Source organism: Halopseudomonas sp. L-58 (genome assembly GCF_056859475.1).
The window spans coordinates 62,301-83,034 of the sequence record NZ_JBSXON010000056.1; the positions used below are offsets into that span (position 1 = coordinate 62,301).

General features: G+C 62.4%; 17 protein-coding genes. 8 read left to right on the forward strand and 9 right to left on the reverse strand.

Features of this window, described 5'->3' with window-relative positions; all coding sequences use genetic code 11:
• Positions 1–42 precede the first annotated feature (42 nt).
• Both lptG and lptF read right to left on the reverse strand, forming a co-directional pair.
• Positions 43–1,104, reverse strand: a complete 1,062-nt coding sequence (gene lptG, locus AC13EY_RS08295; RefSeq protein ID WP_228246664.1) for an LPS export ABC transporter permease LptG — start codon at positions 1,102–1,104, stop codon at positions 43–45.
• Positions 1,091–2,194: an LPS export ABC transporter permease LptF gene (gene lptF, locus AC13EY_RS08300; RefSeq protein WP_228246663.1), complete on the reverse strand. Its 1,104-nt coding sequence runs from the start codon at positions 2,192–2,194 to the stop codon at positions 1,091–1,093. Before lptF ends, lptG begins: the two co-directional genes overlap by 14 nt.
• Before the next feature lie 151 nt (positions 2,195–2,345).
• On the opposite strand from lptF, the gene AC13EY_RS08305 reads away from it, so the two are divergent.
• From AC13EY_RS08305 to AC13EY_RS08330, 6 genes are all read left to right on the forward strand, one after another.
• Positions 2,346–3,839 (forward strand): leucyl aminopeptidase, encoded by a 1,494-nt coding sequence (locus AC13EY_RS08305; RefSeq protein ID WP_228246662.1) that lies wholly within the window; start codon positions 2,346–2,348, stop codon positions 3,837–3,839.
• 95 nt (positions 3,840–3,934) lie between these two features.
• Positions 3,935–4,366, forward strand: a complete 432-nt coding sequence (locus tag AC13EY_RS08310; RefSeq protein WP_088273198.1) for a DNA polymerase III subunit chi — start codon at positions 3,935–3,937, stop codon at positions 4,364–4,366.
• A 3-nt stretch (positions 4,367–4,369) separates the two neighbouring features.
• Complete coding sequence (locus tag AC13EY_RS08315; protein WP_088273197.1) at positions 4,370–4,861, forward strand: hypothetical protein; 492 nt, start codon at positions 4,370–4,372, stop codon at positions 4,859–4,861.
• A 188-nt stretch (positions 4,862–5,049) separates the two neighbouring features.
• Positions 5,050–7,968: a valine--tRNA ligase gene (locus AC13EY_RS08320; RefSeq protein ID WP_228246661.1), complete on the forward strand. Its 2,919-nt coding sequence runs from the start codon at positions 5,050–5,052 to the stop codon at positions 7,966–7,968.
• Positions 7,969–8,030: 62 nt separating this feature from the next.
• Entirely contained in the window at positions 8,031–9,038 is a 1,008-nt protein-coding gene (gene yejK / locus AC13EY_RS08325; protein ID WP_228246660.1) for a nucleoid-associated protein YejK, read from the forward strand.
• A gap of 69 nt (positions 9,039–9,107) precedes the next feature.
• Complete coding sequence (locus AC13EY_RS08330; protein WP_482890407.1) at positions 9,108–9,398, forward strand: carboxypeptidase regulatory-like domain-containing protein; 291 nt, start codon at positions 9,108–9,110, stop codon at positions 9,396–9,398.
• 411 nt (positions 9,399–9,809) lie between these two features.
• On the opposite strand, the gene AC13EY_RS08335 is transcribed toward AC13EY_RS08330, so the two are convergent.
• Positions 9,810–10,571: an ABC transporter permease gene (locus tag AC13EY_RS08335; protein WP_088273194.1), complete on the reverse strand. Its 762-nt coding sequence runs from the start codon at positions 10,569–10,571 to the stop codon at positions 9,810–9,812.
• On the reverse strand, positions 10,568–11,527 hold the full coding sequence (locus AC13EY_RS08340; protein ID WP_228246659.1) for an ABC transporter ATP-binding protein: 960 nt from the start codon (positions 11,525–11,527) through the stop codon (positions 10,568–10,570). Before AC13EY_RS08340 ends, AC13EY_RS08335 begins: the two co-directional genes overlap by 4 nt.
• Positions 11,528–11,728: 201 nt before the next feature.
• On the opposite strand from AC13EY_RS08340, the gene AC13EY_RS08345 reads away from it, so the two are divergent.
• The gene (locus tag AC13EY_RS08345; RefSeq protein ID WP_228246658.1) at positions 11,729–12,469 is read left to right on the forward strand and encodes a hypothetical protein; all 741 of its coding nucleotides are present in this window, start codon (positions 11,729–11,731) and stop codon (positions 12,467–12,469) included.
• 33 nt (positions 12,470–12,502) lie between these two features.
• Here AC13EY_RS08345 and AC13EY_RS08350 read toward each other — a convergent pair whose 3' ends face one another.
• Together AC13EY_RS08350 and AC13EY_RS08355 are read right to left on the reverse strand one after the other, a co-directional pair.
• Positions 12,503–13,438 (reverse strand): glutathione S-transferase family protein, encoded by a 936-nt coding sequence (locus tag AC13EY_RS08350; RefSeq protein WP_228246657.1) that lies wholly within the window; start codon positions 13,436–13,438, stop codon positions 12,503–12,505.
• A 54-nt stretch (positions 13,439–13,492) separates the two neighbouring features.
• The gene (locus tag AC13EY_RS08355; RefSeq protein WP_228246656.1) at positions 13,493–13,804 is read right to left on the reverse strand and encodes a GIY-YIG nuclease family protein; all 312 of its coding nucleotides are present in this window, start codon (positions 13,802–13,804) and stop codon (positions 13,493–13,495) included.
• A 31-nt stretch (positions 13,805–13,835) separates the two neighbouring features.
• On the opposite strand from AC13EY_RS08355, the gene AC13EY_RS08360 reads away from it, so the two are divergent.
• Entirely contained in the window at positions 13,836–14,318 is a 483-nt protein-coding gene (locus AC13EY_RS08360; protein ID WP_228246655.1) for an asparaginase domain-containing protein, read from the forward strand.
• 216 nt (positions 14,319–14,534) lie between these two features.
• Here the strand turns inward: AC13EY_RS08360 and tldD are convergent, their stop codons facing one another.
• From tldD to AC13EY_RS08375, 3 genes are read right to left on the reverse strand one after another with little or no spacing between them, the layout of a single operon-like run.
• On the reverse strand, positions 14,535–15,977 hold the full coding sequence (gene tldD / locus AC13EY_RS08365) for a metalloprotease TldD (protein WP_228246654.1): 1,443 nt from the start codon (positions 15,975–15,977) through the stop codon (positions 14,535–14,537).
• Positions 15,970–16,827 carry a carbon-nitrogen hydrolase family protein gene (locus AC13EY_RS08370; protein WP_228246653.1) on the reverse strand — a complete coding sequence of 286 codons (858 nt, stop codon included), beginning with the start codon at positions 16,825–16,827 and terminating at the stop codon, positions 15,970–15,972. The genes tldD and AC13EY_RS08370 overlap by 8 nt, the downstream gene beginning before the upstream one ends.
• Positions 16,827–20,720 (reverse strand): YhdP family protein, encoded by a 3,894-nt coding sequence (locus AC13EY_RS08375; RefSeq protein ID WP_228246652.1) that lies wholly within the window; start codon positions 20,718–20,720, stop codon positions 16,827–16,829. The genes AC13EY_RS08370 and AC13EY_RS08375 overlap by 1 nt, the downstream gene beginning before the upstream one ends.
• Between the last annotated feature and the right edge of the window lie 14 nt (positions 20,721–20,734).

Consider the following 20,734-nt stretch of genomic DNA (forward strand, 5'->3'; position numbering starts at 1 on the left):
GCGCTGGTTGGCGCGGTAACCCGGCAGCTCGGCAAGCCGGTATCAACCGGCCCGCCGCAGCAGGTAACTCCCGAGCACCACCAGCAGGCCAATCGGCAGCAACACGGCGATCAACGGCGAAAAACCAAACACCAGACTGGACGGCCCCAACAGGTCCTGACCAATCTGAAAGACGAAGCCGACCAGCACCCCGGTGAACAGACGCTGCCCCATGGTCACCGATCGCAGCGGACCGAATACGAAGGACACCGCCACAAACACCAGTGCTGCCGTCGCCAGCGGCTGGAACAGTTTTTTCCAGAACGCCAGCCAGTACGGCTGATTGTCCAGCCCCTGGTCTGCCAGATACTTCTGATATTGCCAGATCCCGGTCAACGGCAACGCATCCGCATCCAGCACCACAACGCGCAGCAATTCGGGGGACAGATGGATATTCCAGCGCTCCTCAAGATTGGCGGTCACCGTGCTTTCACCGGACTCGGCAAAACGGGTGGCACGCACATCCTCCATCAGCCAGTCATGTTCCTGCACGGTTGCACGACTGGCGAAACTGGCTTCGAGCAGATGACGCTGATCATCAAAGCGGTAACGGGTCACGCCATACAGCACCCCGTTGGGTTGCACCGCGTTGATATGCAGAAAATCGTTGCCCTCGCGGTGCCAGAGTCCCTTGGACCGCAGCGCCTCGTTACTGCCGACGGCGATTGCCTTGCGGCTGACTGCCATGTTTTCGCTGTAGGGCGCCACGTACTCGCCGACCAGCACACCCAGCAGCATCAGCACCAGCAAGGGCTTCATCACCGCAAGGGTAATACGGGCGATAGAGACCCCGGCCGCCCGCATGATAGTCAACTCGGAGTTGCTCGCCAGCGTCCCCAGCCCGACCAGACAGCCAACCAGCGCTGCCAGCGGCAGCAGATCGTGCAGTCTGCGTGGCAACGACAGCAGCGTGAAGTTCAGCGCCTGCGCTGCCCCGTAGCCGCCCTTGAGCTCGTCCAGCTCGTTAATATAGGCAAACAGCAGATCCAGCCCGAGAATCACGGCCAGTACTACCAGAATGCTGAGCAGTACAGCACTGCCAATATGCCGATCAAGCCGCCGCATGCGCACCTCCCTGGGCACGATTGGGCGCCGTTAACGTACGCCAGTTGAACCCAAGCCCTATCAGCAGGAACAACCCATGTACCCACCACAGGCCAAGCGCCGGTGGCAACTTGCCGGACTCGATCCAGCCGCGGGCACTGATCAGCAGTGCCAGATAGGCCATATACAGCAGAATTGCCGGCAGCAGCTTGAGGAACCGTCCCTGCCGCGGATTGACCCGCGCCAACGGTACAGCAAAGAAGGCGACGATCGGCACCAGCAACGGAATAGCGATGCGCCACTGCAGCTCGGCACGCTCATCCAGCCCGTCCTCGCTAAGTAGCTGGGCAGTACTCATCGCTTCACGATCACTGATCTCGGTCTGCACTTCCGGCTTGGGCAGCAACACACCGTAGGTGTCATAGGAAATACTGCGGAAATTGGCCGCACCGGGCTGACCTTCGTAACGGAAACCGTTTTTCAGCACCAGATAGCGACTGCCATCCGGATTAAGCTCCTGGGTACCGGACTCGGCCACCAGCACCCCCAGCACCGCGTCTTCGCCCTGGCCGCGGCGCTCGGTAATGAAAACGTCCTGCAATTCGGTACGGTCATCCGACAAGCCGCCGGCGTAGGTTACCCGCTGGCCGCTGCCCAGCGCCTGAAACCGGCCGGCAGAGAGCGTGTCGAATTCGGTCAGGGCATCCTGCTGATTGAGCAGTTGCTGGGTCTTGAGCACACCCGCCGGTGCACCCCAAAAACTCAGCAACGCGACCAGCAGCGCAACCAGCAGCGCCGGCCCCTGGGTATAGGCCAGCAGTTTGCGGTCACTCATTCCGGTGGCCGACAGCACGGTCATCTCGCTGTCGAGGTACAAACGCCCGTAGGCCAGCAGAATGCCGAGAAACAGCCCCAGCGGCAGGATCAGCACCAGAAAGCCCGGCATCCGGTAGGCCATGATGGAAAACAGCACCGCCGCGTCAAGCTGACCGGCAGCCGCCTGCGCCAGGTACTTGATGAAGCGCCCGCTGACAATGATCAGCAGCAGCACGCCGCTGACCGCCGTCAGGGTCAGCAGCACCTCGCGACTCAGATAACGAAAAACAATCACGGATAAGGTCCTTGGCTCCGGGGTCTTTAAGGGGCTGCACGAATAGGCCAGAATGCAGGACTGACATGTCTGCCAGCAGCAGCCCGACAGACACCCACGGGAATTTGCCCGTATTATCAGCCAATCATCTCGATTTGTCTTGGGGAGCACCATGGAGTTCAACGTAAAGCACGGCGCACTGGAAACCATCAAATGCGGCTGTCTGGTTGTCGCGGTCAACGAAGGCAAGACGCTGAGTGGGCCGGCGGCGGATCTGGACAAGGCCTGCGGCGGGCAATTGAGCACCGCGCTGAAAAACGGCGACCTCAGTGGCAAGAGCGGCAGCAGCCTGATGCTGTTCGCCCTCCCCGGCATCGCTGCCCAGCGTGTGCTGCTGCTCGGCAGCGGCAAGGATGAGGCGCTGAGCGACCGCGCCTGGCGCAAGCTGGTGCAGCAGGCTCTGACGGCAGTCAAGGCAGGTCCGGCGAGCGACGCCGTGTTTGCGCTCAACACCAGCGGCGTGAAGAACCGCACCGCCGCCGAGCAAACCCGCCTGCTGGTCGAGGCCTGCTACGACAACCTATATGGCTTTGACCAGTTCAAGAGCAAGAAGGCCGACAAACCGAAGCTGAAAAAGCTCAGCCTGTGGACCGCCGACAAGGCCGACGCTGACGCACTCAAACAGGCAATTGCCGAAGGCGCCGCCATCAGCGAAGGCATGGCCCTGACCCGCGACCTGGGCAATCTGCCGGGCAACGTCTGCACTCCCACTTACCTGGCCAACCAGGCCAAGGCGCTCGCCAAGGACCACAAGACACTCGAAGTCGAAGTGCTCGACGAGAAAGCCATGAAGGCCCTCGGCATGGGCGCCCTGCTGGCGGTCAGCGCCGGCAGCGCCGAGCCGGCCAAGCTGATCCGCATCAGCTACAACGGCGGCAAGGCCAAGGACAAGCCGCATGTTCTGGTCGGCAAGGGCATCACCTTCGACACCGGCGGCATCAGCATCAAGCCGGCTGCCACCATGGACGAAATGAAATACGACATGTGCGGCGCCGCAACCGTACTCGGCGTGGTCAAGGCAGTCGCCAGCCTGCAGCTGCCAATCAATCTGGTTGGTTTGATTGCCTCGGCCGAGAACATGCCGAGCGGCACCGCGACCCGCCCAGGCGACATCGTCACCAGCATGTCCGGCCAGACCATTGAAATTCTCAACACCGATGCCGAAGGCCGCCTGGTGCTGTGCGACGCACTGACCTACGCCGAACGCTTCAAGCCTGCCAGCGTGATCGATATCGCCACCCTGACCGGTGCCTGCATTGTCGCCCTGGGCAGCAACGCCTCCGGCCTGATGGGCAACAACGACGAGCTGATCGCGCAGTTGCTGGATGCCGGCACCCGCGCCGGTGACCGCGCCTGGCAACTGCCGCTGTTCGAGGAATATCAGGAGCAGCTCGACAGCCCGTTTGCCGACATGGCCAACATCGGCGGCCCCAAGGCCGGCACCATCACCGCTGGCTGCTTCCTGTCGCGTTACACCAAGGCCTACCCGTGGGCGCACCTGGATATCGCCGGCACCGCCTGGATCAGCGGCGGCAAAGACAAGGGCGCCACCGGCCGACCGGTTCCGCTGCTGATGCAATACCTGCTTTCTCAGGCTGGCGCCTGATACAGCAGCCACAAGCTGCAAGCGACAAGCCTCAAACCGAGCCGGTGTTGCGGTTTTAGCTTGCAGCTTGCGGCTTGAAGCTTGAAGCTACCCCCATGACCCGCATCGATTTCTATCTGCTTTCCAGCGACCAGCCGGACACCCGGCTGGCGTACGCCTGCCGCCTGGCCCACAAGGCCTGGCACAAGGGCCACAAGGTATACCTGCACTGTCCGGACGAAGCGACCACGCGCACGGTCGACGACTTGCTGTGGTCGTTCCGACGCGACGCTTTTGTGCCCCATGTCGTACTCGGCGAAGGTCCGGAAGAGCCGGTCGCCTGTGGCTGGGCAGACCAGCCAGGCAGCTATAACGACCTGCTGATCAACCTCTCGGACCAACCGCCACCCTTCTTCAGCCGTTTCCAGCGGCTGGCAGAAATTGTCATCGAGCACGACCCGGTGCGCCTGCCCGCGCGCGACCGCTTCCGTTTGTACCGTGAACGGGGCTATCCTCTGAATTCCCACCCCATTCGGACAGCAGGATGAACCATGAAGCAGCGCGATCCCTCGGAGCCGTCACGGCTGCTGGAAGATCTGGAGTCGATCCGCACGCTGCTGGATGAACATCCCGAGGCAGCAGCGGACGCCGCAGCGGTCGATGGCCAGATGGATATTCCGTTGCTGCGGGATGTCATCCTCAATCCAAACGAGCCACCACTGAGTGCTGTCGACCCTGCAGAACCGCCGATACCCCAGGCGCCGATCAGCAAGTCGCATAATCCGTTTCTGCCCTACGCCTCCCTGGCACGACTGGCTGAAGAGCGCATGCAGCTGGACCAGTTGCTGACCCAGCAGACCCAAAGCCAGCCGTTGCCCGCCACCAGCAGTGCCCGCGAGATGCGCCTGGAGGCGAGATTGCAGTCAGAGGCCCAGCTGCTGTTGCAAGGAGTGATCGACGACCTGATTCCAACCATAGAAGCAGAGCTGCGCAAGCGCATGCAGAGCCGGCTGCAGCAGATTGTTCGCGAGCAGCTCAAGTAGCCCGCCAGCGTTATTGCAAAGGGCGAGCACCAAAACCGCCGGCAATACAATTATTCCGTCCAGTCTCGCCCGACGGGCTGGGCCTTGATCGCCTCCGCCCGCTATAATGACGGCTTTTCCTGCGCGCTCGACGCCTGCCGCGTCACCAGCGCTCGCCACTCCTGAACAGCCGGATAGCCACGACACCCATGGACAAGACTTACCAGCCCCACGCCATCGAAACTTCCTGGTACCAGACCTGGGAGCAAAACAACTACTTTGCCCCTCAGGGCTCGGGCGAGTCCTACACCATTGCCCTGCCGCCGCCGAACGTGACTGGTAGCCTGCACATGGGTCACGGCTTCAACAATGCGATCATGGACGCGCTGATCCGCTTCCGCCGTATGCAGGGCCGCAACACCCTGTGGCAACCGGGCACCGACCATGCCGGTATCGCCACCCAGATGGTGGTTGAGCGCCAGCTCGCTGCACAGGGCGTCAGCCGCCACGACCTGGGCCGCGAGAAATTCCTCGAAAAGGTCTGGGAATGGAAGGAAGAGTCTGGCGGCAACATCACTCGCCAGATTCGTCGCCTTGGCAGTTCGGTAGACTGGAGCCGCGAACGCTTCACCATGGACGATGGCCTGTCCGAGGCGGTCAAGGAAGCCTTCGTGCGCCTGCATGAGGACGGCCTGATCTACCGCGGCAAGCGCCTGGTCAATTGGGACCCGAAACTGCACACCGCGATTTCCGATCTGGAAGTGGAAAACCACGACGAGCAGGGCTCGCTGTGGAACCTGCGCTACCCGCTGGCTGATGGCGCCACTACCGCCGACGGCAAGACCTATCTGATCGTCGCCACCACTCGCCCGGAAACCATGCTGGGTGACAGCGCAGTTGCGGTTAACCCGGAAGACGAACGCTATCAGGCGCTGATCGGCAAGTTTGTCGAGCTGCCACTGGTGGGTCGCCGCATCCCGATCATCGCCGACGACTACTGCGACCCGGAATTCGGTACCGGCTGCGTGAAGATGACCCCGGCCCACGACTTCAACGACTACGAAGTCGGCAAGCGCCACAGCCTGCCGCTGATCAACGTGCTGGACAAGGACGCCGCCGTCCTGGCCCGCGCCCAGGTGTTCAACATCGACGGCAGCGTCAACAGCGACATCGACGCTACCCTGCCGGAAGCCTACGCCGGTCTGGATCGCTTCGAGGCGCGCAAGAAGATCGTCGAAGACTTCGACGCCCTCGGCCTGCTCGAAAAGATCGAACCCCATGCGCTCAAGGTGCCCAAGGGCGACCGCTCGGGCGTGGTCATCGAGCCGTGGCTGACCGACCAGTGGTACGTCTCCACCAAGCCGCTGGCCGAGCCCGCCATTGCCGCCGTTGAAGACGGCCGCATCCAGTTCGTGCCCAAACAGTACGAGAACATGTACTTCAGCTGGATGCGCGACATTCAGGACTGGTGCATCTCCCGTCAGCTGTGGTGGGGTCACCGCATCCCGGCCTGGTACGACGAAGCCGGTAACGTCTACGTTGGCCGTGACGAAGAAGAAGCCTATCGCAAGGCGCTGGAAAGCAACGACCGTGAAGCGGAAGCAGAGCTGCCAACCCTGGACGAACTCAAAAATGCTGCCATCGCCTGCGGCCTGGGCGTGCTGCGTCAGGATGAAGACGTGCTCGACACCTGGTTCAGCTCGGGCCTGTGGACCTTCTCCACCCTTGGCTGGCCGGAACAGACCGAAGCGCTGAAAACCTTCCACCCGACCGACGTGCTGGTCACCGGCTTCGACATCATCTTCTTCTGGGTCGCCCGCATGATCATGCTGACCATGCACCTGATGAAGCATGACGACGGCACGGCGCAGATCCCGTTCAAGACCGTCTACGTGCACGGTCTGGTGCGCGACGGTCAGGGCCAGAAGATGTCCAAGTCCAAGGGCAACGTACTCGACCCGCTGGACATCATCGACGGCATCGACCTCGAATCGCTGGTCAAGAAACGCACCAGCGGTATGATGCAGCCGAAGCTGGCGGCCAAGATCGAGAAGCAAACCCGCGCCGAATTCCCCGATGGTATCGCCGCCTACGGCACCGACGCGCTGCGCTTCACCAACTGCTCGCTGGCCTCCACCGGCCGCGACATCAAGTTCGACATGGGCCGCGTCGAAGGCTACCGCAACTTCTGCAACAAGATCTGGAACGCCGCCCGTTACGTGATGATGCAGTGCGAAGACAAGGACACCGGCGTCAACGGTGAAGCCGTTGAGCTGACCCTGGCCGACCGCTGGATCATCTCCCAGCTGCAACGCACCGAAGCCGAAGTGACCCGCCAGCTGGATCAGTTCCGCTTCGACCTGGCCTCCAACGCGCTCTACGAGTTCATCTGGAACCAGTACTGCGACTGGTATCTGGAGCTGTCCAAGCCGGTCCTGTGGGACGAAAACGCCCCGGCCGAGCGCCAGCGTGGCACCCGTCGCACTCTGGTCCGGGTACTGGAAACGGCCCTGCGTCTGGCCCACCCGTTCATGCCCTTCATCACCGAAGAAATCTGGCAACGCATCGCGCCGATGGCAGGCAAGAGCGGTCCGACCATCATGCTGCAGCCCTGGCCGGAAGCGGACAACAGCCGCATCGACGCCGGTGCCGAAGGCGATGCCGAGTGGCTGAAATCGCTGATTCTGGGTGTGCGCAACATCCGCGGCGAGATGAACGTGGCCCCCGGCAAGGAGCTGGAAGTCATGCTGCGCAAGGCCAGCGACGAAGACATTCGCCGCCTGACGGAAAACGAAGCCTTCCTGAAGAAACTGGCCAAGCTGTCCAGCGTGCAGGTGCTGGCCGAAAACGAGGAAGCGCCGCTGGCCGCGACCGCACTGGTTGGCGAGCTGGAAGTGCTGGTGCCAATGGCCGGGCTGATCGACAAGACCGCCGAGCTGGCACGTTTGGACAAGGAAATCGGCCGTCTCGACGGCGAGGTCAAACGGATTGGCGGCAAGCTGTCCAACGCTGGCTTCGTCGACAAGGCGCCCGCTGCGGTGATCGACAAGGAGCGCGCCAAGCTGGCCGACGCCGAGCAGGCCCTGGCTCAGCTGAGCGAACAGCGCGCCCGTATCGCCAGCCTGTAACCCCACCTGACCCTGCCGCTCACCGGGCGGCAGGGTCGCCCTGAGTGATTGCGGATCGTCCCATGCCCATCGACAACAGCATCGTTCATCAGATTCACAAAAAGCCCGACGGCCACCCGGCCAGCCTGACCCTGCGTGACGCCGAGCTGGCCAGCTCCGAAGCACTGGAGCAACTGCTGGCCGGCCTGATCGAGGCCTACAACAGCAAGCCCAACAAGGCCTGGGGCTACTTCCACGAAGAAAGTGGCGCCTACCCGTTCAGCGGCTGGCTGCAGCAACTGGTGGATCAGGAGCAGGACTTCGTACGCTTTTCCAGTCAGGCGACCGAGCACCTCAAGACCCTGATGGAAGGCTCCAACCTGGCGCTCGGCGGGCACGTGCTGTTCATCCGCTATCGTCAGGGCATGACCGCGTTTCTGGTCATCGCTCTGCTGCACCACACCGAAGGCGTGACCGTAACCGACGAGCTGGATGTGGCCGCTGCCCGCCATCTGGATCTCTCCAGCCTGAACATGGCGGCGCGCATCAACCTGACCGAGTGGAAGCAGAACGCCAGCGCGAAAAACTATATCTCGTTTATTCGCGGGCGCAGCGGCAAGAGGGTGTCGGACTACTTCCGCGACTTCATCGGCTGCGTGGAAGGCTCCAACCCGGAGGAAGACACCAACACCCTGCTGCAGGCCTTCAGCGACTACGTCGGCGAAGCCTCCCTTGAGCCCGAGCTGGTCAAGGACAAGGCCAAGGCGATGAGCAGCTACGTCAACAGCCAGAGCCGTGCCGGTGAGCAGGTCGCACTGGAAGAACTGTCGGGCGTGATCGACGAAGAGCATCCCCGCGCCTTCTACGACTACATCCGCAACAAGGACTACGGCCTGAATCCGGAGATGCCCGCCGACAAGCGCGCAATCAACAATTTCATGCGCTATTACGGCAAGGCCGATGGCCTGTCGATCAGCTTTGAGTCACATCTGCTTGGCGAGCGGGTGGAATACGACGAAAGCGAAGACGCCCTGGTTATCCGCCACCCGCCCAAGGGGCTGGTACAGCAACTGCGCAACAAGCGGCGCTAAAACCTTAGCGATTGCAAGGATGCAAAATTCGAGACATTATTTCGCCATCAACCACGCAAAGGAATGCTAATGAAAGCACTCGCTCGCACTATTTTTACCGTATCCATAGTAATGACTCTTACAGCTTGTAGCACCGTTCAAGGCGTTGTTCGGGACAAGCCCACAGGTAGCCCGATATCGTCAGCCACGGTCACCGTTGGACGAGCAAGCACCACCACTAACGCATTCGGCTCCTATTCACTGCAAGGTTCCTGGCTACCCCAAGATACGATGATCATCAATGCGCCGGGCTATCACCTCCAAACACTCACAGTTGGTGCGCCCAATGCAATACATGACATTGACCTGATCCCCAAATAACAAGCCTAACGCTGCATCCGCGGGAGCCACATCAACGACTTCATGCAACGGACTTCTGCCAATTGCCTGCTGGCGGAGTGTGCACTCGGGGTTGCCCCGTTTACGCGGGCGAGTAGCACAGGGCGGGCGGGAAGAAGGACGGCAGCCTGTTTGAGGCGCGTAGCGACGAGTTCTGCCGGCCCCCGCCAGCCCGAGCAACGCAGCGAACCCGCAGGGCCGCGTAGTCGGGTGCCCGGGGGGATCGCCAAGGGGGGCCGGGCAAGCGGCCCCTCTTGGCTCGCCGTGAAGGCGAAAGGCTAACCTCGCAATAGCTAACAATTCAGGGAATGGGATGCCATCTTGCAAGTCCAGCGGTGCCCCCCCTAAGCTCAAGGCCACTGGAACTCGCCATGGCGCCGCCGGCTACCTGCTTCAGGGCTTGATCCGATACCCGGTGCGGAAGATCCACCAGACCGCAGTGGTGCACAGGGTCAGAAACACCAGCGTCATTCCCACACTTACGCCAATGTGCACATCGGCGGCGCCGTAGAAGCTCCAGCGGAACCCGCTGATCAGATAGACCACCGGGTTGAACAGCGTCACCGTCTGCCAGAATGGTGGCAGCATGGTGATCGAGTAAAAGCTGCCGCCCAGAAACGCCAACGGCGTGACAATCATCAGCGGGATGATCTGCAGCTTCTCGAAACCATCCGCCCAGACGCCGATGATGAAACCGAACAGGCTGAAGGTCACCGCCGTCAGGATCAGAAAGCCGAGCATCCAGACCGGGTGCTGGATTTCGTAATCGACAAACAAACGTGCTGTAAGCAGCACGAGCAAGCCGAGCAGCACCGATTTGGTCGCAGCCGCGCCGACATAACCGACAACTATTTCTACCGGCGACACCGGTGCCGACAGTACTTCGTAGATGGTGCCGGTAAAACGCGGCATGTAGATGCCGAACGACGCATTGGAGATACTCTCGTTCAGCAGCATGAGCATGATCAGGCCCGGAATGATAAAGGCACCGTAGCTGACCCCGTCCACCTCGGTCATGCGGGTGCCGATTGCAGCACCGAACACGATGAAATACAGCGAGGTCGAGATTACCGGCGAGGCGATACTCTGCAGCCGGGTGCGCATCATGCGCGCCATTTCCGACAAATAGATCGCCTTTACTCCGTAAAGATTCATGCGGCGCTCCCCGTTGCCTGTTCGTCTGTCTGCGCCCGGCTATGCACCAACCCGACGAAAATGTCCTCCAGCGAGCTCTGACTGGAGTGCAGGTCACGTACCTCGATGCCGAGCTGATCGATGCGCTTGAGCAGTTCCGCGATGCCACTCTGCTCCGCCTTGGCATCAAACGTATACACCAGTGCATGCCCCTGCTCTGCCAGCACCAAAGGGTAGCCGGCGAGCGCCTCGGGCACCGCCTCCAGCGGCTGCTGCAACTGCAAGGTAAGCTGGCGGGTGCCCAACTGCTGCATCAGGGTGTTCTTGTCTTCGGTAAGAATCAGCTCCCCCTGGCGAATCACACCAATGCGGTCGGCCATTTCCTCGGCCTCTTCGATGTAGTGAGTCGTGAGGATGATAGTGACGCCGCGCTGCTGCAGCCGTCGCACCATGTTCCACATGTCACGGCGCAACTCGACGTCAACGCCCGCAGTGGGTTCATCAAGGAACAGTACCTCGGGCTCGTGCGCCAGCGCCTTGGCAATCAGCACCCGGCGCTTCATGCCACCGGACAGCGCCATGATTCGCTCATGGCGCTTGTCCCACAACGAAAGCTCGCGCAGGATCTGCTCCAGCAGCGCGTCGTTGCGCGGCTTGCCGAACAGGCCACGACTCAGGCGCACCGTAGCCCAGACGCTGTCGAACATGTTGTTGGTCAGCTCCTGCGGCACCAGGCCGATCCGACTGCGCGCCTTGCGGTACTCGCGCACGTTGTCGTAGCCGTCGACCAGCACCCGGCCGCTGCTGGCGTTGACCAACCCGCAGATGATGCTGATCATGGTGGTCTTACCGGCGCCATTGGGGCCCAGCAGGGCGAAGATCTCGCCACGTCGAATGCTCAGGCTGACGCCCTTGAGCGCCCGGAACCCGGTCTCGTAGGTTTTGGTCAGGTTGTCTACAACGATGATGCTGTCCACACTCCCCCCAACAATCATGACTCGAATGGATCGCTGTGCAGCCTTCGCAGCCCAGCCAGCGGTCAGTCAGCATACGCCCATCCGGCGGTCCACGCAGCCGCCCGCCGTTGACCTGCCGCCGATCCTGAACTAAACCTTTTTCACAGAGATGGTAATCCGTCGCCCCATCATCAAAAGAATAATAAATGGGAGGCACAGGCCATGCTGAACCTGTTGCTGGCTGTTTTGCTGTTACCGGTAGTTGCGATCAACGTGATCGGCCCCTGGCTGGTTCTGCGCACCCAGCGGATTCCGGCCAGAGTACGCTTCAACAACACCGATCACGCGCGCTTCCTCGCTGATCGCGGGGAGGTCTTCCGGCGGCTTGATGAGCAGCTCCAGGCACTGGAGTTCGCCCATGTTGGCTCCTCGGTTTTGCCTTCCAGCCACACCACAAGCCACTTTTCGCTGTACGTTCATCCACGCGATCAGGCCGCCGCAATGCTGGTAACCATGACCACTGGCAAGCGCCGGGTGACCTACGCCGAGTTTACCCAGCTGTATGCAGACGGCAGCCTGCTGGATGTCCACAACGCCCCCAGCCTCTCCTCCTATCCCTCCATGCCCTGCCGCATCGGCGTGCGCATGACCGGCGTGAACAACCTGAAGCGCCTGTTCAGCACCCTGCAACACCTGCGCGCATGCCTGCCGAATTCGGCAGCGGCCATCGCCTACCCGAAAGATCAGGGCTTTGCTCCAATCGAACGATTCCTGGCGCGCGAGTCCGACGAACTGGTCGCTCAGGGGTACTGCACTCCAGACATAGACAGCCAGGGAAGACGCGGACTGACGTTGAAAGGCGCACTGCTGCTGACCTGGAAAAACGCCTGGCCCGGCAGGCTGGTTTTCAACCTGCTTGAGCAACGTCACACCCGACTCTTGCTGACGAGCTCAGCCCCGTAACCGGCGGCGGGGGAAGCCCGCCGCCGGCAGAGCTCAGGCCGCGCGAATGCGGAAACCGAAGCGTGGAAAGTGAACGTGTACCAGCCCCGCGCGTTCGTCCTCGCGGGCAATGATGATCTCTTCCGCCCCCTCGAACAGCAGGGTACCTGCCACTTCGTCGGTGCCGTAATCAACTGCACTGACGGTCACCGCCTGACCAGTCTCAAAGCCACCCGGGCTGGCAATGGCATCAGCTGGCAGCGCAGCGGGCGCGCTGTCGCGGGCAATGGCAATGGCCTGTTCGCCACTCATCTGGGTATGGGAGCCGTGACCGAAGTCAGCAACCCGTTGCATCCAGGCACGCACCGCCGGATACGGGTCCAGCGCTGCGGCCACCGCACGGTTGCTGGCGACAAACCAGAGCGCATGGTAGTGGGCAAAATCAGCCACGCTGGGGTGCTCACCCAGCAGGAAGTCGCCATCGCGCTCCAACTGCAACTCCAGACGCGACAGCAGAGCCGGCCACTGGCTCAGTGCCACATCGGTCTCGAGGCGGCTGGCGCTGCCCCCGCTAAACAGCTTCTGACGGTCGGCAACAAAGCCCTTGACCACCTGCTCGGGCATGCCGGCAAAGCGTTCGGCCAGCCCCTGTGGCTGGAAGTTGATGGCAACCGCATGCTGAAACAACACCTGATCAGCCAATTGGGCGAGGCCGGCAGCGGCCGCTTCCTGGCCCTCGGGAAACAGCGCAGGAGCGGCCTTTTCCTGCTCAAGTCGACGTGCGATCAACGCCGTATCACAGTAAATGTCGGCGCCGATCTGCAGCACCGGAGTGCGTCGATAGCCACCGGTCAATGCGGTCAGATCAGGCTTTGGCATGACTGGCGGAATCATGACCGAATGCCACGACAGGCCTTTGAAACCGAGCATCAGACGCGCCTTTTCGGCAAAGGGAGATTGCGGGTAATGGTGCAGAATCAGATCAGTCATGACAGCTCTCCGGCAAATTGAGCAGCCACTTTAGACCGTTGAAAGCAGCGCTGACTAGTCTCTCGGCGCGACTGATGAGATCTCATCCAGCTGACTGATGAGCTGCTCCTTGGCCTTGCGTGTCAGCGCCTTTATGGCGATTTCCTGCCGCAGGGCGTCGCCCTGATCGACGCACTCACGTCGCCACACCAGCGCTGCCGCCGGGCTGCGATTGAAAAACCGCGCGCCCTTGCCGCGCTGGTGCTGCTCAAAACGGCGCTGCGGATCAACACTGATGCCGGTATACAGATGACCGTTCTCGGCGCGCACCATATACACCCACCAGGTGCGCGTCGGCGCGGTACACTGTTCAATATCAGCAGACATGTGCAGACAGACTCATCAGCAAGGAAACAGGATGTTCATTCAGATTTTCTCTACCGGTGGCACCATCGACAAGGTCTACTTCGACGCCCTGAGCGACTTTCAGATCGGCGACCCTATGGCGGAGGATATTCTGCAGCAGGCACGGGTGGGTTTCGAGTACGCAATTGAATCCCTCACCCGCAAGGACAGCCTTGAGCTGACCGACGCCGATCGAGACCTGATTCACGCCAAGGTCGCCGCCTGCCCCTACGAGCACATCCTCATCACCCACGGCACCGACACCATGACCGTAACCGGAGCGGCGCTGGCCGATATCGACAGCAAGGTCATCGTCCTGACCGGCGCAATGCAGCCGGCCCGTTTTCGCGATACCGACGCCAGCTTCAACCTCGGCCTCGCCATCGGCGCCCTAAACTGCCTGCCCCACGGCGTCTACGTCGCCATGAGCGGCAAGGTGTTCCCGGTCGATCAGGTGCGCAAGAACCGGCTGGCCGGGCGGTTTGAGGGGCACTGATAGCTGCAAGCTGCAAGCTGCAAGCTGCAAGCTGCAAGCTGCAAGCTGCAAGCTGCAAGCTGCAAGCGTAATCAGGGTGATGCAGACGACTGGGCCATCAAGTATTTCTATACGCTATCTGCTTCGGTGCGGCGCCCCAAGTAAAAGCCGCGCCATTCCGAACCACGCGGGTTTTACTTGCAGCTTGAAGCTTTTGCTGTGGCTGCGGGCCCGGCTTCAGCCGGTCCCGCCCACCGTAATCTGATCAATCTTCAGCGTTGGCTGGCCGACGCCGACCGGCACCGACTGTCCATCCTTGCCGCACACACCGACGCCAGTATCGAGCTTGAGGTCGTGGCCGACCATCGACACCCGGCTCATCGCCTCCGGACCATTGCCAATCAGCGTTGCGCCCTTCACCGGCGCGGTGATCTTGCCGTCCTCGATCAAATAGGCCTCACTGGTGGAGAACACAAACTTGCCGCTGGTGATATCCACCTGACCACCGCCCAGGTTGGCGCAGTAGATACCCTTCTTGACCGACGCAATGATTTCTTCCGGATCACTCTCGCCTGCCAGCATATAGGTGTTGGTCATGCGCGGCATGGGCAAATGTGCGTAGGATTCGCGGCGACCGTTGCCCGTCGCGGCCACGCCCATCAGACGGGCATTGAGCTTGTCCTGCATGTAGCCCTTGAGCACGCCGTTCTCGATCAGCGTGGTGCAGTTGGTCGGAACTCCTTCGTCATCCACGGTCAGAGAGCCGCGACGACCGGGCAGGGTGCCGTCATCAACGATGGTGCAGAGACTTGACGCAACTTTTTCGCCAACACGACCGCTGTAGGCTGAGCTGCCCTTGCGGTTGAAATCGCCTTCAAGACCGTGGCCGACCGCCTCGTGCAACAGCACACCGGACCAGCCGGGCCCCATTACCACCGGCATGCTGCCAGCAGGGGCCGCGATCGCTTCAAGATTGATCGAGGCCTGGCGGACCGCCTCGCGGGCGTACCCCAGAGCGCGTTCCTCGGCTTCGAAATAGAGGTAATCGGTACGCCCGCCGCCACCGCTGCTGCCGCGCTCGCGACGACCGTTCTGCTCCATGATCACGCTGACATTCATGCGCACCAGCGGTCGGACATCACCTGACCAGGTACCGTCACTGGCAGCAACAAGAACGGTGTCATGCACACCGCTGAGACTGACGCTGACCTGGGTAATGCGTGGGTCCAGGCTACGGGTAAAGGCATCGATTCGCTGCAGAAACCCGACCTTGTCAGCTTGAGGTATCACGTCCAGCGGATTGACTGACGGATACAGCGGCGTGCAGTCCGGGCGCTGCCAGGCCTGCACACTGCCGGTCTGTCCGGCCCGCGCGATTGAACGCGCAGCACCGGCAGCCTGAGTCAAAGCCGGCAGGCGGATATCGTTGCTGTAGGCAAAGCCGGTCTTCTCACCGGAAAGGGCGCGCACGCCGACGCCCTGATCAACATGGAAGCTGCCGTCCTTGACGATGCCATCTTCCAGCACCCAGGACTCGCTCAGCTGATGCTGAAAATACAGATCAGCGGCATCCACACCCGGGGCCTGCAACAGGGTGCCGAGGACGCCAGCGACGGCATCGGCAGTCAGGTCGGCAGGCTGCAGCAGCGCCTGCTCGGCACGGGAAATAAGGTCACTCATGTTCGGACTCCTTGGCCACGGGCAGCGGCTGGGCTGCAAGGGCAAAACGACGGTGGCTGAGGATAGGCATGCGCGCACGCACTGATGCAAGCTGCGTTTGATCCAGTGCGCCGACAACGACACCTTCACCGCCTGGCAGGCTGGCTTGCACCACGCCCCAGGGATCAATCAGACAGCTGTGACCGAAGGTCTGACGGCCACTGGGGTGCTCTCCGGTCTGGTTGGCGGCCAGCACCCAACACTGGGTCTCGACCGCCCTGGCACGCAGCAGCACTTCCCAATGGGCAGCACCCGTTACCGCGGTAAACGCAGCCGGCACCACGATCAGTTCGGCACCATCGGCACGCAAAGCCTGATAGAGCTCGGGAAAGCGCACATCGTAGCAGATACTCAGGCCAACCCGCCCGACCGGACTATCGACGCAGAGCACCTGATCGCCGAAGCCATAGTCATTCGATTCGCGGTAACTGCCATGACTGTCTGCGACATCCACATCAAACAGGTGCAACTTGTCGTAGCGGGCCACCTCGCGCCCCTGCTCATCGACCACCAGCTGACAGGCCAGCGGCTTGCCGCCGGCACAGCCCGGCAACGGCAGGCTGCCGCCTATTACCCAGAGTCCGTGCGCTCTGGCCTGCGCCGCAAGAAACCGGCGGATCGGTCGTTCACTGCCCCATTCAGCATCGGCAATGGCTTGCAGCGAACGATTACCGAAGGCGGCGAAGCACTCGGGCAACAGCACCAGCTCGGCGCCCTGCTCGGCTGCCTGAGCAATCAGTTCGCCGGCGCGCTGCAGGTTGTCAGCTACCACCGGACCACTGGTCATCTGAATGGCCGCTACTCTGGACATCAGTCCTCCTCCAGTGCTGCCTTGTTGTCAAAGGCACGATCAAACTCGACTGTCGGTTGCTGCCAGTCGCCACTGATCTTGTACTTGACCGAGGCAAAACGGGCGACCTTGTCACCGAGAATCTTGTCCGCCAGAAATAGCACACCGCCAATCTGCGGAGCGCCGGCGATCAGGGCAGCCAACGGCAGGTTGTTGGTCACCGGCAGGGTCACCAGCATGCCCATATCAACCTCGTTGGTGCGCAGATTCAGACTGCCGTCACTCTGAATCTTGACGCCGGGCCCCTCGAGCACAACCGGCTGCTCGCTGTGCAGCACACCGTTGTCGACATACAGCCCCCCATCCAGAGTGTCATAGGCCGTTCCCTTGCTGAACAGGTCGGAGAAGTCGAGCCGCAGGCGCCGGGTCAGGGCGTTGAAGTTGAGCAGACCGAATACCCGCAATGCCTCTGCGCTGGTCTCACCGCTCTGGAGCATGCCATCACGGGCTTCGATACCCAGAGTACCCGAGGCCCGGCGCAGCTTGAATGCAGCAGGGGAGCCTGGCCAATTCAACGCGGCGTTGGTCACAAAGCGCTCGCTGGTAATGGTCGGCGCGTATCCCCAGGCCTGCAGTACCTGGCCGATATCTGCAGCCTCCAGGCTACCTTCGAAAACACTGTGCGCCGGCTGCTCGCGCCAATCCATATTGCCCGTGAGTCGCAGCCCGCGCAAATTAAGCTCCAGCTCCGGCAAGGTGGCGCCGGTCGCATCGGGACGCAGCCGGAAGCGCGCCAGACCAATCGGCTTACCGCCCCAGGACAGCTGGTCAATGCGCACATCCAGCGGCGGCAGAGTCGAGGGTCGGAAGTCGGCCAGCGGATCGGGCTGTTCTTCCTGCACCGCCTGGTCGCTCGGCAGCACAACCGGCAGTTGACTGATATCCTCATCGACGGCGTTGAGACGCAGCCGCTGCAGGGCAATGTCGATCGGCTGGGTCGAGTCGTCAGGCACCAGAATACGACCCTCGACATCGGCCTGGTCGACCGTCACCCGCCAGTGCGCAGCCTCACGGGCGATGATCGCATGAGTATCTTCAAGGGTCAGACCAAAGCCGGTGAAGGTATCAGTGCGTACCTCCAGCTGACGTACCAGCTTAGCCAATGCGCCACCGGCTGCGGCTGCAGCGCCTCCTCTGTCCCGGCTGCCACCCAGACGCCCGGCCCACTCGCGCCAGCTATCCCAGTCCAGTGCAGGCAGCTGCGCCTGAATGCTCAACGCCCGCCCGGTTGGCGGCTGGGGCGACCCGCTGGCGTAACGCAGGTCACCGGACAGCTCGCCCCGGCGGTAACGTAACAGCCCCTTGAGGCTGTCGCCCATCGCCAGTTGCCACTGCTGCTCGCCACCGGCAAGCGTCATCTGCAGCCTGAGTGTTCGCGCCGGGGCAGCCCGCTTGGCAAAGGGCGCCGGCACCGTCAACTCAACGCCCTTGAGGTCGCTGGTGATCGTCAGGTCCTGCTGCCCGCTGCGGATATCCATGACGGCCTGCCAGTCCACCCGGCCCTTGGCAACACCCGATGGGACGGTTGGCAGCAGGCTCCATTGACGCAGAGTCTCAACCTGATGGCGCCCGCTAAGCTCAAGACGCTGGCCACGCGGCCCCAAAGGCGACATGCTGCCGCTGACAGCGCCCCCCAGAAAGCGGCCACTCAAATTGTCGGCGCGAATGCCCTGCTCACGGGAAAAATGCAGCTGCCCACTGGCATCCTCGATGGGCGCCTGCAGCACCGGAATATCCAGCCGACTGGCCTGCACATCCGCGCTAAGCTCAATCGCCAGCCCCGGCGCAGAGGGCTCGCTGCGCTGCAGCGGGATGGCCAGATTCAGCTCACCACCTATCTCGCCGTCAGCACGCCAGCCGGCCAGCGGATTACCGGTCAGCTCCGCCAGCGGACCGTCCTGCATCAATTTCAGCCCATCGCTCAACGGCCCTCTGAAGCCCGCGTCAACCGTCAGCACAGGCGGACCGCTGCGATGCAGCAGCTGCGCCTGGGCTCGGGCATCGGTCGAAATCGAATCCAGCAACCGGGCGTGGCGGCTGCGTACACTGAGCAGCCCGTCGTACAGCAGCATGTCGCCATCCAGTTCGGTCAACGCCGGCCAGCCAGGCTGAAAGTGCAGTTGACCGTCACGCAGCTGGATATACAGGCCAAGCTGCCGCTCCTCGGGTGTCGCGCCCTTGAGCAGCGAGCCGGTGTATTCAAAGATGGCCAATGGTACCCGACCCTTGGCCTCACTTGCGGCCAGCCATTTGGCCAGCGCCGGGCTGAAAGCCGGAGCACGCAGCGGCAGATAGGGTTGGTGGTGCTCTGCACTTGAGTTGCGCAAGGCCATCCGCAGATCCATGGTCGGTGTCTGGCCCTTTGGCGGCAGGTGCAGATCAAGCGCCGCGCTGGCCTGCCCCTGTGGTCCGCTGACTGCCATGCCCGGTGCATTCAGCTGCAGGCCCTGCTCACGCGACCAGCGCCAATTCAGCGCCCCCTGCGCCCGAGCATACTCCCAGGGCTGGGGGAACAGATTGGGCAGCTGCATGCTCCAGCTCTGACTGTCGACGCGCAGCTCACCCGCTGCCGGGCTGCCGCTGATGGTGCCAGTGACGCCGCTGATCGCCGGTGCGTTGTGAAACGCCTGCACACCGACCTGCTCCAGCGCCGCGCTGAACTGCAGTGACTGCAAATCGGTAACCGCCCCCTGACCGCTGGCCGACAGTTGACGCAGTGTGCCTTGCGGCGCCAGCTCCGACACCAGTTCGGCAACCGGCTGGTCAGGCGCCAGCGTAGTCACCCAGAGTGCCGCGCGATCCAGCCTCAGCCGGTCCAGCGCCAGAGACCAGTTGCCAGAGCTGCGCTGATGCTGACCTTGCAGGTTGGTTGTCGGCCAGACCTCTTCGCCAAGGTGCATGCTCAGATCCTGCACTGCCAACTGCTGCAAATCGCCGTCATCGCGATATTGAAACCGGGCAAACAGGTCATTCAGAACCGGCTCATCAGTCGCCGTCTGCAGCCCGATTTCGGGCGCAACCAGCGTGCCCTGAAGCAGCTGGAGACGGGCATCCTGCCAGTTGCCCCAGAAACGCCCGCCCAGCGTCAGCTCGCGCAGATGGGCGCGCTCAAGCCAGGCCGCTGGCAGCCAACGGCTCCAGTCGCTTGCAGGCAGCTCGAGGAAGAAGCCGAATGACGCCGCGTCTAGATTGCCTCCGGGCACCAGGGCACTGATCTGCCAGCGCAGCCGCTCGCCATCAGGCAGACTCAGACGACCATCCAGTCGCTGCCAGCCCTGGCCATTGAGCAGCGTCATCTCGCCACGGTCAAACCGCCACTGGGGTTCACCAAAGGGGCTGACCTGCACGCTCGTATCGAGCAGGGTGATCCGGTGATGCTCGCGCAGGGCGGCCAGCGCCTGCTCCAGCCCGCCCACCTGACGGGTGCGCTCGCCCAGCCCCTGCAGGTGCCAGCGTCCCTGCTCGTCCTGGCTCAGCGCCAGCGCCAGACCACGAATCTGCAGGGCATCCATCACCGGCCTGCGCAGCCAGAGGCTGCGCCAGACATCCAGCCGCGCCGTCACATCGTCCAGATCGAACAACACCGGGCTATCGGGGGCGGCATTTTCGTGAACCCGCAGCCCCCGCAACGTCAGCACCGGCTGGCTGCCCTGCATCTCGCCACTGAGCGAGCGCAGCTCGATGTGCCGGCCAGACAACGACTCGGCCTTGGCCACCAGCTCAGCCTGATAGTCGGCGACCACCGGCACCAGTTGGCGGCCAAGGCTGACATAGGCGGCCGCCGCCAGCAGCCAGGCGACCAGCAGCCAGATCAGGCCATTCAGACCACGGGTAAGCCAGCGTTGCCAGAGCACCGGATCAACGTCCC

What these genes read in the sequence shown, in the direction of transcription:
- lptG (WP_228246664.1), bottom strand. Translation starts at nt 1,104, where the DNA reads ATGCGGCGGCTTGATCGGCATATTGGCAGTGCTGTACTGCTCAGCATT.
- AC13EY_RS08305 (WP_228246662.1), top strand. Translation starts at nt 2,346, where the DNA reads ATGGAGTTCAACGTAAAGCACGGCGCACTGGAAACCATCAAATGCGGC.
- AC13EY_RS08310 (WP_088273198.1), top strand. Translation starts at nt 3,935, where the DNA reads ATGACCCGCATCGATTTCTATCTGCTTTCCAGCGACCAGCCGGACACC.
- AC13EY_RS08315 (WP_088273197.1), top strand. Translation starts at nt 4,370, where the DNA reads ATGAAGCAGCGCGATCCCTCGGAGCCGTCACGGCTGCTGGAAGATCTG.
- AC13EY_RS08320 (WP_228246661.1), top strand. Translation starts at nt 5,050, where the DNA reads ATGGACAAGACTTACCAGCCCCACGCCATCGAAACTTCCTGGTACCAG.
- yejK (WP_228246660.1), top strand. Translation starts at nt 8,031, where the DNA reads ATGCCCATCGACAACAGCATCGTTCATCAGATTCACAAAAAGCCCGAC.
- AC13EY_RS08330 (WP_482890407.1), top strand. Translation starts at nt 9,108, where the DNA reads ATGAAAGCACTCGCTCGCACTATTTTTACCGTATCCATAGTAATGACT.
- AC13EY_RS08335 (WP_088273194.1), bottom strand. Translation starts at nt 10,571, where the DNA reads ATGAATCTTTACGGAGTAAAGGCGATCTATTTGTCGGAAATGGCGCGC.
- AC13EY_RS08345 (WP_228246658.1), top strand. Translation starts at nt 11,729, where the DNA reads ATGCTGAACCTGTTGCTGGCTGTTTTGCTGTTACCGGTAGTTGCGATC.
- AC13EY_RS08350 (WP_228246657.1), bottom strand. Translation starts at nt 13,438, where the DNA reads ATGACTGATCTGATTCTGCACCATTACCCGCAATCTCCCTTTGCCGAA.
- AC13EY_RS08355 (WP_228246656.1), bottom strand. Translation starts at nt 13,804, where the DNA reads ATGTCTGCTGATATTGAACAGTGTACCGCGCCGACGCGCACCTGGTGG.
- AC13EY_RS08360 (WP_228246655.1), top strand. Translation starts at nt 13,836, where the DNA reads ATGTTCATTCAGATTTTCTCTACCGGTGGCACCATCGACAAGGTCTAC.
- tldD (WP_228246654.1), bottom strand. Translation starts at nt 15,977, where the DNA reads ATGAGTGACCTTATTTCCCGTGCCGAGCAGGCGCTGCTGCAGCCTGCC.
- AC13EY_RS08370 (WP_228246653.1), bottom strand. Translation starts at nt 16,827, where the DNA reads ATGTCCAGAGTAGCGGCCATTCAGATGACCAGTGGTCCGGTGGTAGCT.